The organism is Acinetobacter sp. 148, assembly GCF_031196675.1.
In the GTDB taxonomy this organism is placed as follows: domain Bacteria; phylum Pseudomonadota; class Gammaproteobacteria; order Pseudomonadales; family Moraxellaceae; genus Acinetobacter; species Acinetobacter baumannii.
In genome coordinates, this window is record NZ_JAVIMT010000085.1 from 99,022 (window position 1) to 111,867 (window position 12,846).

Sequence of the window (12,846 nt, forward strand, 5' to 3'; positions counted from 1 at the left end):
TCCTATTTCTTTAATTGGTCGATTCTGTACTGTTCAGGAAAACGCCATGCGAAAGGCAAAGTGCAAAGTATAAGAATTGCACAACACACAAAGATTTCCTGCATAGTGTGAAATGATGTAAATATTGCTTGAGTATTTAACGGCAATGATTGTTGTCTTAGCTGAAGATATAACGCGGCAATAACGACTGCCACTGCAGCAAAAATACGTCGGAATAAATTATTTAGAGCGGCCGCTTGAGTAACTAGATGCTGTTGCTGCTGGCGTAAGCTGTTCAAACCTGCCGTAGTCGATGGCATATAAGAAAGTCCCATTCCTAAGCCATGTAATATCATACAAAACACAATGAACCAGACATTTTGTATAGGTGCCCAAGCAAGCAAAAGAAAAGAAGCCACGGTAATCATTAGTCCAAGAGACATGATTTTTGCAGCACCGTAACGATCTAGATATTTTCCGGCAGGTTGACTACAAATACCGGTAACTACTGCACTGCTCATTAGCGCAAAACCAGTCCAAAGCGGGCTTAACTTTAGAAGGTGCTGTATCCATAGTGGAATGAGCAACATGCCAATAAATAAGCCTACTGTTTGTGCCACACAAATGACTAAGCTGTAGCGGAAACCCTTCGTAGCAAACAAAGCTGGCTCGATTAATGGCATAGACTTATTCTTTTGTACAAAAATAAATCTTATAAAAAGCAGCACACTTAGAACTAAAAGCACACCATATAGAGGTTGAAGTAAGTCCTGAATTTGATGGATTTGGCTCAGTGTCCCAAGTAATAAAACTATGCTTGAACCGAGAAAAAAGAATCCTGCCCAGTCAAACTCTTGCTTATTGTCCCCTTGCTCTTTAGGTAGAAAAACATAGCCTAAAATTAATGCCAGACAAGCAACAGGTAAATTGATAAAAAATAAGGCCTTCCAATTAAGCCATACCAAAACCAGTGCTCCGAGCATGGGCCCAACTGCTAAGGTTAGCATGATCATGGCACCCCATAATCCTGTTGTACTTCCCCGTTGTTCACTTGGCGTAACTGAAAAAATTAGTCCAAGAGATAATGGAATCATTAATCCGCTACAAAAGCCTTGCAGAGCTCTAGCAATCAACACCGATTCAAACTGATTAAATAAACCACCTGCTGTAGAAGCCAAAGCAAATCCCGATAAGGCAATTAAATAAATTGACCGCTTACCAAAACGCTGGCTTAGGAATCCAGCTAAAGGCAAACTGATACTCATTGCTAATAAAAAGGCAACAACTACCCAACTTGCCCATACCTCACCTACCTGAAAATAGGACATTAAATGAGGTATTGCAGGGTTGAAACTACTGTTATTTAAACTAACCGTACCTGTACCAAGCATAACCGTCAGAAGTACGTAGCGTTGTAAACTTTGCTCATGAGGTTGAGCCGCGGACACAGAAGAACGTTCCATACACATATCCTCTGTTCAGCTTATTCAATATGCTCAGATAATTTACTTCGTGCATACGCTCCCAAAGCAGAATGATGCATTGGCCCTGATTTATTTAAGGGTCTTGAAAACTCGGTTATTTTTGAGGCTGCAATATTGCGAACAGAAACTTCTTCTTGCGCTGATGCATTCACTCCAAATTGTTGGAATGACTGAGAATGATCAAGTTTGAATAACTCTTCACCAACCAATTGATTTGCAATTGTGGCTGCCCTATATGCTCCTAAGCCTAAATCAGGCGTACCTACGCCGTGGTGATAAACTTCCATATTTTGAATAAATATAGATCCCTCACCTTGATAATTGACTTTAAAGTTTGAAGCCACCTGCCAATGGTCGGCCTGATCTCGTATGATCAAAGATTGTAAATTTTGTAGAAACTTAGGGTTTGGATAACGATAACCCGTTGCTGCAATAACACAATCAGCCTCCAGAATATAATTCTTATTTTGCTGACGGTGTTCAAAACACAACTTTGTTTTCTGGTTTTCTAAAAGCTCTGCATATTGCAGTTGATGATGTCCAGCTAACGTAACATCTGTAGGCATTCCACCGATACTACGATGATATAAACGCTCATAAATATCACGTATCGTTTTACTGCTAATACCTTTATATAAATTTGCTTGTTGCGCTGGTAACTCTGCCTTTAAACCTGATGGTAAATGGTAAAAATAATGCATGTAATCCGGACTAAAGTGTTCTAAACCGAATGGTGTATTTTCCATGGGAAAGAAACCAGCAGAACGGGTTAACCAATAAAGATGAAAGTCTGGTGTAGTTCGACCATTCATATACTGACGATCAAATAGATCTAAAAAAATCTCTGCTGCTGACTGCCCAGAACCAATTAAAACTACATTTCCTGATAACTTCAGAGAGCTGTACTGTAAATATTCTGATGAATGCAGGCAGGTTCCTGATTTTGAATAAATCTGTTGTAAGCTTTCTGGCAAATGTGGAGTTGTACCCACTCCCAATACCAATTGTCGAGTACGATAATGTTGGTGGTGCCCATTACACACTACCTCCACATCAAATCCACCTTTAATCGGTTTAATATCCAGCACATGGCTACTAAACTCAATATGGTTAAGTTGTTCTACAACCCATTGACAATAATGATTATATTCCTGACGCGGTATATACAAATTTTCTCTAAAATAGAATTTATATAAACGTTGATGGTATTTTAAATAATTTAAAAAACTAAAAGGGCTGGTTGGCTCAACCATACTAACCAAATCAGCCATAAAAGGAACTTGTAACATCGCATTGGGCAATTGCATACCAGCATGCCAGTCAAATTTCTCACGCTGATCAAAAAAGCGATATTGCAGCTCGCTTTTATCATGTAACAGACTAGCCAGACTTAAATTAAACGGCCCCAGTCCAATTCCAATAAAATCAAGCATAACTCACATCCTTCTGTTCAACGTACAGTGGATTTGGTAGCTGCACATACACAGACTGATGTTCTAATGGAGCAATAAGCTCATCTAATTCATGTAAACGTGTAAGTAAATTGCCTTTATACGGTAAAGAATCGTTAAACAATAAACCCTGTAATAATGTGCTATCTGGATATTGCTCTAATAATTGAAGTAAATTTTGTTGCAAATGGATTAACAGTTCATCTTCAGAGATATAGCCAGTTGCTCCAATTGCATTAATCAAACCAAATAAAGTGTTGCCAAAGAAATAATAACTAAAGCGTTCATCCACAAAATCTTTAGGACCAACCGCATGAGCTTTTTCTAGTAAATCTGGTAATGCTTCTACAATTTCAGTTGCAAACTCTTCAATATAATAAAAGCCTTGGTTGTCACGTAACCAGAGATTTTTCGGTAAACCATCTTCTAGCTCAAGCAATACATTTTGTTGATGCGATTCAAAAGCCATACCGTATTTATGATAAACATACATTAACGGAGCCAAGCCAATCTTCAAGAAATGATCAAACCAATCCAAAGCAATTTCTTTAAAATTCGTTTGTTGATTTTTCTGAGCAATTTGGTCAAATAAAGCATTAAAACGATTTAACTCTTTATTTGGATGGTCTTGGCATAAAGATGCAATACAAGTGACTTGTTGCTGTACTGCAAATGGTTGATCACGGAAAATACAAATTGTCTCGTTAATAATCTCGCCGTCTATTTGCAGAGCTATCCAGGCTGGATCATTAACTGCTTTCAGTGTTGGGCATTGTTTTAATATTTTTTTACCTAAATCACTATGCCATAAACGATAAGAAATTTCGCCACGGTGACACTCCTTTGCCAAATTCACTCGAATTGAATTAGTGATCATGACTGATAGTGAAGTTTTAACCATCCAAGGGGCGTTAAAACTTGCCAAGGTCCGAATTGATGTAGTCGGTGAAAATTGCCATCCACGTAAACCGATATCAATTAACTGTCCTGTTTGTTTTAATTGCTCAAACCAAGGTTTACCTTGTAAATAACGGGCTTGCCAAGGATGTAGTGGCAATAATTTAAATTCAACATGAGTCTTTAACAGGTTTAAATCGCTTTCGGACAAATACCAACGGATTGCGTCTTTAACTTGATCTGAAATTGGCTGCTCAGTTGCACAACCTTCAGCAATATAATTCTGATGAACAAGCCAATAATGTAACTGGGTTTTTCCAGCATGTTCAGGTGAAAACTTCAACCAATCTTCATGAACAAAACCATACCGGCTTTTAGGCGCTGGGTGCATACTATGACCCAAAATTAATGCCTGTTCACTTTCAATAAAACTCTGCCCAGCCTTTACTAAATCATCGAAATCATTGTGGCGTTGTTTTAAGAATTGTAGTAGCGCGTCCCGGCTTTGTATCCATTTCTCTAACAATGAAGCAGCATCTAATTTGAATTGAGATTCAATAACCAACTCTTCAAGTAAAAGACTAACAATGGTTCCTGCACTGATTTTTTGCCATTGACCATCAATACACATTTTCGGTAAAGCAGCGAGACGATGGCGTCCTACACGACTTACATAAGATAAAGGTACAGAACATTCTGCTTGTATAGAAGGAAGAGGAAGAGTTAACAGCGTCAAACCAGAGCTAAACGCTTGTTGAGTTGAACTTTGTTGGTCAAAAGAAAGTAAATATCCTTTGCCAGTCTCTTGCATATAAGCGTTGACGAAATTTTGTATCGCCAATCGGTTGGCAAGTTCTTGCATCTGACTACATCCTATTCAGAATCTTAAGCTTTTGTTTTAAAAAAATTTCTTTTTAACAATTTGTTAAAAACAACTGCTTAATCATATTTAGTTTATGATTTTTCTACTCAGCCAATGTAAGGCTAAGAATAATATTAATGATAATTATTATCATTTCATTATTCAACATGCTGAATAATTTTTATTTTTTTAATAACTTTTTGAAATTAAATATGTTTATTCTAAGAGTGATTACTTAATGTAAATTTCTTCACTAAATTTAACAATAGTATTAAATGATAATCTTTTCATTTACAATAGGTTTTCATTATAAAACCCGATTTGAGCCAACCCACTCCTGCTTAAATTAATAAGTAGTCCTCTTTTCATAAATTTAATCAAGTACGTCTACAAATTGCGCCGTTAATATTTGTGCTAAATCTTTAGGATTTACACCAATATCTAACCCTCTCTTACCGCCACTTACATAAATTTTACTGAGCTCTTGTGCAGAGGCATCAATTATTGTCTTCAAACGTTTCTTTTGGCCTAAAGGACTAATTCCACCCACTAAGTACCCTGTTAACCGTTCGGCATCTTTAGGATTTGCCATCTGTAATTTTTTACACCCCACTGCCGTAGCTACTTTTTTTAAATTGAGTTGATGGTTAACTGGTATAACCGCAACAAAATAATTTTTCTCATCGGTAACCAGAAGTGTTTTAAACACCTCATTTACATTAAGGTTTAATTTTTCCGCAGCTTCTAAGCCAAAACTTTTAGCATTTGCCTCATGTTCATACTCATGGATAGAAAATTCGATTTTATTACTTTTTAACAGTCTACATGCAGGAGTCATAGGAGTTTAAATTTTAATGAAATGATATTGATTATATTTATTTTAAGAAAAGTTTAAAATTTGCTTAGGCTATTTACATCATTTACATGAAAAATCAAACCTACACCGAACAAAAAACAATCTAAACTTGATATTGAGTAGATGACTCCAATATATTTAGTTGAGATTTAAAGTCTGAACTGGCGAATTTATGAGTTACAAACACAATAATCTGATGGCAATGCGTCACCGTTTTTGGGATGAGTCTTCAGATCATGTATTAAATGAAAAGCAATTTTTACAGCAGACCTTAATCGAACAAGGCATTTTTAATAATGCGACTTTTGATGATGTTAAGTACTTTTTCTATACACTGCCTAGCATCGTTATTGTAAAGGCTCATGCGCTTGGTTTTATGCATGATTCCGTCAAGCAAATGGTTATTCAACATATTCAAGCTAATCGTATACATTTAATGCAAAAGGCTGAATTGAAAATTCAATTTAAAATGTAATTTTACGGTTAGCATCTGATACGACGTTTTATAGTGGTTTATTTTTCTGAATGGCAGATATTTTAATTTTCTCTCTAACGCTTAGGCTATTTTTAGAAAATTAAAATCTAAAATGAGACTTTCAACTCACCATTCAGTCTGAGGGAACTATTTTAATACGTTCAAAACATGTAATATTCGTTACAATTTTAGATCACCAGCGTTTGGCTGCATGATGCGCATAGGATTCTATTTTCATGTCAAATCAGAACGATAAGCTTAAGAGTTTAAAAACTTCTTCCATGGATCGACGCTTATCAATCGCGAAAGCTTCTTTACTGGCAGGAACACGTTGGGCTACTGCAAGTGCCTCTTCCCTCTTTTCTAGTGAAGAAGAAAAAGAGAAGAAGCGTAAAAAGGCAATGAGCGAGCAAGCTAATTATCTTGTTTCTGAAATTGGCAAACTAAAAGGTTCTATTGTCAAGATTGGCCAAATGATGGCGCTTTATGGTGAACATTTTTTACCAGAAGAAATTACTCAAGCTTTAAATACCTTAAATAACCAAACTGTTGCTTTAGACTGGCCAGCAATTAAATCTCATTTACAAGAACAACTAGGTTCTAAGTTAAATGATCTAACAATTGACCATGAGCCTATTGGTACGGCTTCTCTGGCACAAGTTCATCGCGCAACACGTAAGTCAGACGGTTTAGAGTTAGTTTTAAAAATTCAATACCCTGGTGTTGCGAATGCAATTGACTCCGATATGAGCCTGTTTAAAAACATGCTTAAGCTTACACGTATGGTTCCTCAAACTCGTGAGTTTGATCAGTGGTTCGATGAAGTACGTGAAATGATGCATCGTGAAGTCAATTATCACGTAGAGGCAGCCACAACACGTCGCTTTGCTGAGCGTTTAAAAGATGATGAGCGCTATATCGTCCCTACAATTGTAGATGAATACTGTACCGATCAAGTCTTATGTATGACCTTTGAACGTGGCGTGCCTATCAATAGTCCAGTCATGCTTTCCCTTCCTCAAGAACGCCGCAATCAGCTCGGTGAAGCTTCACTAGAGATTGCAGTTCGTGAGATTTTTGAATGGGGCGAAATGCAAACTGACCCTAACTTTGGTAACTACCTTGTTCGTTTAGGTAATGGCCAAGATATTCAGGATAAAATTGTACTATTAGACTTTGGTGCGATCCGTCAGTTTGATGAACATTTACTCTCAGTTGCGCGTAATCTTATACAAGCGGGTTATCAGCATGATAAACATGCGATGGTTCAAGCAATGACTGGATATGAGTTTTTCGATGCAATGCCTGAAAGTATTAAACCCGGCATGGCCGATGTCTTTTTACTTGCGACAGAAGCATTCAGTACCCCTGCAAATAATCCAGATATGCCAGCTGGGCTGATGGATGAACATGAACGTTATGACTGGAAAAAGAGCCAGTTACATAGTCGTGTTATGCAGCAAGCAAGCAAATCAATGGCGTCTCGATATTTCTCGGTTCCTCCAAAAGAATTTATGTTTATTAGCCGTAAGTTTATTGGTGCATATACATTTATGACTGTTATTGATGCCAAAACAAATGTACGACGTATGATTCGTAACTTTGCTTAATATTATTAAGACTAGAATGACTCCGTGTCATTCTAGTCAATCCAATCAAAATAGTTCTTTTTAAAAATTTATTTTATTTTTTGAAATCAGAAACATAAACCAAAACCTATTTTGCTTTTACCATTTATCTACTCATTTTTTGAATGTCAGCAACGACATAGTTTTTTCTTATACAGCGTGTCAGCATAAAACAATAACAATGTGTTAGGACACCATAATCATGACAAATATGATCAATAAAGCCCAAGGGTTGGGTTTATCGCTGATCACAAAACTAGCTGGAAGCGATGTACTTGATCAACTCAAACTACGTAAATTTCTTGAAAGGTCTCTTTACCAAGGTTCAAAAGCTGGTTTTAGAGCATTAAGTCAGACTCAGAAAGCATTTAAACCTAAGCAAATTCCCCAACAACGCCTGCCTCAACAGAAGAAAAACCTATTTGATTTAAGCCTAACTGAAGAACAACAAATGACTTCAGAGGCAATGTCTCAATTTGCTCAAGAAGTTTTATTGGGATTAGCTCATGATGCTGATCAGACAGCTCAATTTCCAGAAAGCCTTTGGCAATATGTAGAAGATTTAGGATTAAACTATTACGCTCTTCCAGAAGCACTAGGTGGTGTCGCCGCTGAACAAAATATTGTAAGTAACTTATTGATTGCTGAAAAACTAGCTGAAGGTGATTTTAGTCTTACAGCAGGGCTCTTAAGTACGTTTAGTGTTATTAATGCCATTACACGTTGGGGTTCTACTGAAGTTCAGTCAATGTATTTACCTTGCTTTGCAGAAGACTCCGATATTACCGCCACTTTCGCTGTACAAGAAGCTACTCCAGCATTTAACCCTTATGTTTTAAAAACAAAAGCTTCTCTTGAAAATGATCAATATTTTATAGAGGGCGAAAAAACATTGGTCATTTTAGGAGATTTGGCTGATGTGTTCTTGGTGAGTGCAGACTTTAATGGCAAGCCGGATGTATTTGTAGTACAAGCTGGCGATACCATTTCTATTAAAAGTACTCCTGCTATGGGTCTCAAAGCAGCAGAGACAGCTACTTTAAAATTCAGTCATACACCTGCTCTACGACTAGGTGCAACAGATTTTGATTACACCGCCTTTTTAGATTTAGGCAACTTAATGTGGTGTGCAATGGCTGTAGGAACCTGTGAAGCTGTAAAAGCATATTGTATTAAATATGCCAATGAGCGAACTGCTTTCGGAGAACCAATTTCACATCGTCAAAGTGTCGCATTCATGATTGCAGATATGGCAATTGAAATTGATGCTATGCGTATGCTGATTCTAAATGCGGCAAGTCTTGCCGAAGCAGGTAAATCGTTCCATCGTGAAGCATATTTAGCTCGCATTCTTTGCGCAGAAAAATCCATGAAAATAGGAACAGATGGCGTACAAATTTTAGGTGGTCATGGGTTTACAAAAGAACACCCTGTTGAACGTTGGTATCGTGATTTACGTGCAACCGCAATTTTACATTCTGGCCTACATGCTTAAGATCAATCAGAGGATATTTTCATGAATTTACAAAATCCCAAAAAATTCAAAATGATGATTGATCAGGCACATGATGTTGCGATCAATGTTTTACGCCCTATTTCCCGTAAATACGATAAAGCAGAACATGCTTATCCGAAAGAACTCGATATGCTCGCTTCACTCATTGATGGCATGAATGAAGGTGGTGAAGGAATTAATGCAGGGGCTGCCGGTGCAGGAAAACGTGGTGAAACTGATAATGAAGGAGTCCGTAATGGAACCAACATGTCAACAGCGTTAGGCATCATTGAAATGTGTTATGGCGATACTGGGCTATTACTCAGCATGCCACGTCAAGGTTTAGGAAACTCTGCAATTGCCGCGGTCGCAAATGATGAGCAACTAGAACGTTTTAAAGGTACTTGGGCGGCTATGGCCATTACCGAGCCAGGTTGTGGTTCTGATTCTGCAGCGATCCGTACTACGGCAACTAAAGATGGCAATGACTATATTTTAAATGGTGAAAAGATTTTCGTAACTTCTGGTGAACGTGCGGACTCGGTAGTTGTATGGGCTACACTTGACCGAAAACTTGGACGTGCAGCAATCAAATCATTCGTAGTGCCTAAGGGTACACCCGGAATGAAGGTTGAACGACTTGAACATAAGTTAGGAATTAAAGCTTCTGATACAGCCGTTATTAGTTTTACTGACTGTCGTGTTCCAGCTGAAAACTTGCTCGGTAACCCTGAAATTGATGTTGCAAAAGGTTTTGCCGGTGTAATGGAAACCTTTGATAATACACGTCCATTAGTCGCAGCAATGGCAATTGGCTGTGCCAAGGCTTCTTTAGAGCGTATTAAAGAAATTTTTAAAGACCAGTTAGACTCCAATTACTCTACTCCATATTTACAAACTTCTAACCTTGCTGCACAAATTTACCGAATGGAAGCCGAATGGGAAGCTGCACGGTTACTTATGCTGAAAGCCACTTGGATGGCGGACAATAAGAAACCAAACTCAAAAGAAGCTTCCATCGCTAAAGCAAAAGCAGGTCGTGTAGGCAATGAAATCACTTTGAAGTGTGTCGAGTTAGCAGCAAGTGTTGGCTATAACGAAGATGAACTACTTGAGAAGTGGGCACGTGATTCAAAAATTCTTGATATTTTTGAAGGTACTCAACAAATCCAGCAACTTATTATTGCTCGACGTGAGCTTGGAAAATCTTCAAGTGAACTAAAATAGAAATATTGCAAGGGAGTTTTTTAACTTCCTTGCTTTTTAGCACTATGATTTATCGGCAAAAATAAAACCCTCTAATCACATGATTAGAGGGTTCGGTATTTCAGGAATATATTTTTTAATTATTCAGCCTGTGTAGCTTCTAAGGACTTATCGACTACACCAAATTTTTTGAAGATTTTTGCACGACGTTTTGGTGAAATATTTGCTTTATTTAGATCCCCTTTGTAGTGATCAAATACACGCTTATCCATCATTTTAAACCACCATGAAGGAATCATGGCTGGTAGCAGCATACTTGCATAGCCACTTGGCAACTCTGGTGCTTCATCAAAATGACGTAACGCTTGGAATGGACGAGTTGGATAAGCATGATGATCTGAGTGACGCTGTAACTGATATAAGAATAAGTTGGTCACTACATTGTTATTATTCCAGCTATGCTCTGGCATTGTACGTTCATATTGGCCATTTTCTTTTTTCTGACGCAATAAGCCATAATGTTCAATATAGTTAATAATTTCGAATAGGCTAATCCCGTAAAATGCTTGTGTTGCCAAATAAGGAATCGTACCTTTACCAAAAATTCCTACCATAGAAGCATGGAAAGCAGCACTCATACCCCAGCCTTGCAGCAATTCATTATCGAGTGACCAAAACTCTTTACCTTTACGTTTTAAACGATTTTTCTCAATTTCAATTGCTGATTTAAAAGAACCGATAACAGTACGTGGCCAAAATTCATAGAATGTTTCACCCATACGTGAAGATGCCGGATCTTCAGGAGTAGCTGCACGCTTATGATGGCCATATGGATGCTCAATACGGAAATGGTTGTAACCTGTAGGCACCAAAGCAAGATGAGATAAAATATGGTCTATACGATCATGTTTATGGCTTAATTCATGGGCTGTATTAATTGCAATACCATTAATGGCACCCATCGAAATACCAAGCAAAATTTTGTCAATAAATGAAGTATCTTTACGGCTTGTTAAATAACATGCATAAATATTTGCCGCATACTGCAATGGAATAAAACTTTTTACCAAACGCGAATAATATGGATCTTTCTCAAGAAGTTTAATTTCTTCATCGGTTGGATTACGCGCATCTTTACCAATAATTGTATCAATTGCAGGAATCACAACATGTAATAAAAGTGGGCCACCTAAAGCAAATACTTTCTTTAATGGGCGTGGACCAAAATGGTATCCAGCTAAAATACCTAAACCAATTACAGGTAGAGCCGGACTAATCATCCATAAATAGCGCTTACGATCTATCTCACGCATAGACGCTGGCACTGGCATAAGTTCTTGCTGAACATTTACTGGTGCATTCATAGTCATATTTCCTTTTTCTATATATCTATATAGTTAAAGAAATACTATTTTCTTAACAGTTGTAACCGTCCAAAAAACCTATTTCAAAGTCTTTGGCATTTTCTTCCACTTTTTTGTCCTAAAAACACATGTTGATCTATTCTTATAGCTCACTATAATTTTATTAAAATAATGATTGATCACGTAAACATGGATGCACTAAGTAAATTTTTTGATGATATCCACTTAAATAAGTCTGAATATATTTATATAAAAGCACAAGGTGAATGGGCTTTTAAAACACAAGATCAATCTGCTTTACTGGCTTATATTGTTTTAACGGGTTCTGTATATATCCAATTAAATGTGTCAGAGAAAATAACAGCAAGAGCTGGAGATATTATTTTAATTCCTTCTGGAAAAGCGCATCATGCTACAGACTCAAAAGCTACTGCAAGTAAACTTGTAGATCCAGTCGATATTACTCCATTATTTAATGGACATCGCCACGATCCAATTGAGTTAGGCTCATCAACATCTGAAAATACCCTATTACTCTGCTTGCGCTGTCAAGTCGATACTTATATGGCAGGGCCACTTATTAATGCATTACCCTCTATTATGCATATTCAACATGAGAACCAGGCCACTCCTCCTGAATGGTTGCAAATAGGTCTCTACTTTTTAGCGGTCGAAACACAAAAAATCCAACCAGGTCATGACAAAATTATTGATCACTTAGTCAGTATTCTTTTAATAGAATGTATTCGTGATCATATTCAACAAATGTCAGATCAACAAAATTGGTTAGGTGCCCTCACACATCCTGAATTAAGTAATGCTTTATCCGCAATTCATAGTCAACCTGAAATAAGCTGGACTGTTGAATCATTAGCTGAACAATGCTGCATGTCACGATCTAAGTTTGCCAATCTTTTTAATAGTATTATTGGTGAACCACCTCTTACTTATTTACAGCATTATCGCTTCCGCTTAGCTAGCCAATATCTACGCACAAGTAATTTATCAATACAACAAATTTCAAATAAAGTGGGCTATTCTTCCGAAACCGCATTTAGTCAGGCATTTAAAAGAGTATTTGATTTATCACCTAAACAATATAGACAAAATTATATTGGTACTAATCTCGATGAATAATAAAAAAAGCGC

The 12,846-nt window shown here is 37.2% G+C and carries 10 protein-coding genes; 5 read left to right on the forward strand and 5 right to left on the reverse strand.

From position 1 onward, the window contains the following. Positions 1-2: 2 nt before the first annotated feature. The 4 genes from RFX69_RS15830 to ybaK all read right to left on the reverse strand — a co-directional run bounded on the left by RFX69_RS15830 (position 3) and on the right by ybaK (position 5,511). Entirely contained in the window at positions 3-1,442 is a 1,440-nt protein-coding gene (locus tag RFX69_RS15830; protein WP_057051745.1) for a DHA2 family efflux MFS transporter permease subunit, read from the reverse strand. A 20-nt stretch (positions 1,443-1,462) separates the two neighbouring features. Beyond that, positions 1,463-2,896 carry a lysine N(6)-hydroxylase/L-ornithine N(5)-oxygenase family protein gene (locus RFX69_RS15835; protein ID WP_289332454.1) on the reverse strand — a complete coding sequence of 478 codons (1,434 nt, stop codon included), beginning with the start codon at positions 2,894-2,896 and terminating at the stop codon, positions 1,463-1,465. Beyond that, complete coding sequence (locus tag RFX69_RS15840; RefSeq protein ID WP_289332453.1) at positions 2,889-4,673, reverse strand: IucA/IucC family siderophore biosynthesis protein; 1,785 nt, start codon at positions 4,671-4,673, stop codon at positions 2,889-2,891. The genes RFX69_RS15835 and RFX69_RS15840 overlap by 8 nt, the downstream gene beginning before the upstream one ends. Positions 4,674-5,046: 373 nt before the next feature. Continuing rightward, positions 5,047-5,511 carry a Cys-tRNA(Pro) deacylase gene (gene ybaK, locus RFX69_RS15845; RefSeq protein ID WP_289332452.1) on the reverse strand — a complete coding sequence of 155 codons (465 nt, stop codon included), beginning with the start codon at positions 5,509-5,511 and terminating at the stop codon, positions 5,047-5,049. Between the two features lie 190 nt (positions 5,512-5,701). Here ybaK and RFX69_RS15850 point away from each other — a divergent pair, with 190 nt between their 5' ends. The 4 genes from RFX69_RS15850 (at position 5,702) to RFX69_RS15865 (ending at position 10,354) form a co-directional block, all read left to right on the forward strand. Further along, complete coding sequence (locus tag RFX69_RS15850) at positions 5,702-6,004, forward strand: hypothetical protein (protein WP_001985715.1); 303 nt, start codon at positions 5,702-5,704, stop codon at positions 6,002-6,004. Between the two features lie 236 nt (positions 6,005-6,240). Next, entirely contained in the window at positions 6,241-7,614 is a 1,374-nt protein-coding gene (locus RFX69_RS15855; protein WP_215763711.1) for an AarF/ABC1/UbiB kinase family protein, read from the forward strand. A 229-nt stretch (positions 7,615-7,843) separates the two neighbouring features. Then, the gene (locus RFX69_RS15860) at positions 7,844-9,127 is read left to right on the forward strand and encodes an acyl-CoA dehydrogenase family protein (protein ID WP_171519582.1); all 1,284 of its coding nucleotides are present in this window, start codon (positions 7,844-7,846) and stop codon (positions 9,125-9,127) included. A gap of 21 nt (positions 9,128-9,148) precedes the next feature. Beyond that, the gene (locus RFX69_RS15865; protein ID WP_001053244.1) at positions 9,149-10,354 is read left to right on the forward strand and encodes an acyl-CoA dehydrogenase family protein; all 1,206 of its coding nucleotides are present in this window, start codon (positions 9,149-9,151) and stop codon (positions 10,352-10,354) included. A 119-nt stretch (positions 10,355-10,473) separates the two neighbouring features. On the opposite strand, the gene RFX69_RS15870 is transcribed toward RFX69_RS15865, so the two are convergent. Further along, complete coding sequence (locus tag RFX69_RS15870; protein WP_000993544.1) at positions 10,474-11,697, reverse strand: alkane 1-monooxygenase; 1,224 nt, start codon at positions 11,695-11,697, stop codon at positions 10,474-10,476. A gap of 171 nt (positions 11,698-11,868) precedes the next feature. On the opposite strand from RFX69_RS15870, the gene RFX69_RS15875 reads away from it, so the two are divergent. Continuing rightward, positions 11,869-12,834: an AraC family transcriptional regulator gene (locus tag RFX69_RS15875; RefSeq protein WP_000565267.1), complete on the forward strand. Its 966-nt coding sequence runs from the start codon at positions 11,869-11,871 to the stop codon at positions 12,832-12,834. Positions 12,835-12,846: the final 12 nt, after the last annotated feature.

Coding starts and splice junctions, on each gene's coding strand:
- RFX69_RS15865 (WP_001053244.1), top strand. CDS start 9,149: ATGAATTTACAAAATCCCAAAAAATTCAAAATGATGATTGATCAGGCA.
- ybaK (WP_289332452.1), bottom strand. CDS start 5,511: ATGACTCCTGCATGTAGACTGTTAAAAAGTAATAAAATCGAATTTTCT.
- RFX69_RS15860 (WP_171519582.1), top strand. CDS start 7,844: ATGATCAATAAAGCCCAAGGGTTGGGTTTATCGCTGATCACAAAACTA.
- RFX69_RS15830 (WP_057051745.1), bottom strand. CDS start 1,442: ATGGAACGTTCTTCTGTGTCCGCGGCTCAACCTCATGAGCAAAGTTTA.
- RFX69_RS15855 (WP_215763711.1), top strand. CDS start 6,241: ATGTCAAATCAGAACGATAAGCTTAAGAGTTTAAAAACTTCTTCCATG.
- RFX69_RS15870 (WP_000993544.1), bottom strand. CDS start 11,697: ATGAATGCACCAGTAAATGTTCAGCAAGAACTTATGCCAGTGCCAGCG.
- RFX69_RS15875 (WP_000565267.1), top strand. CDS start 11,869: ATGATTGATCACGTAAACATGGATGCACTAAGTAAATTTTTTGATGAT.
- RFX69_RS15835 (WP_289332454.1), bottom strand. CDS start 2,896: ATGCTTGATTTTATTGGAATTGGACTGGGGCCGTTTAATTTAAGTCTG.
- RFX69_RS15840 (WP_289332453.1), bottom strand. CDS start 4,673: ATGCAAGAACTTGCCAACCGATTGGCGATACAAAATTTCGTCAACGCT.
- RFX69_RS15850 (WP_001985715.1), top strand. CDS start 5,702: ATGAGTTACAAACACAATAATCTGATGGCAATGCGTCACCGTTTTTGG.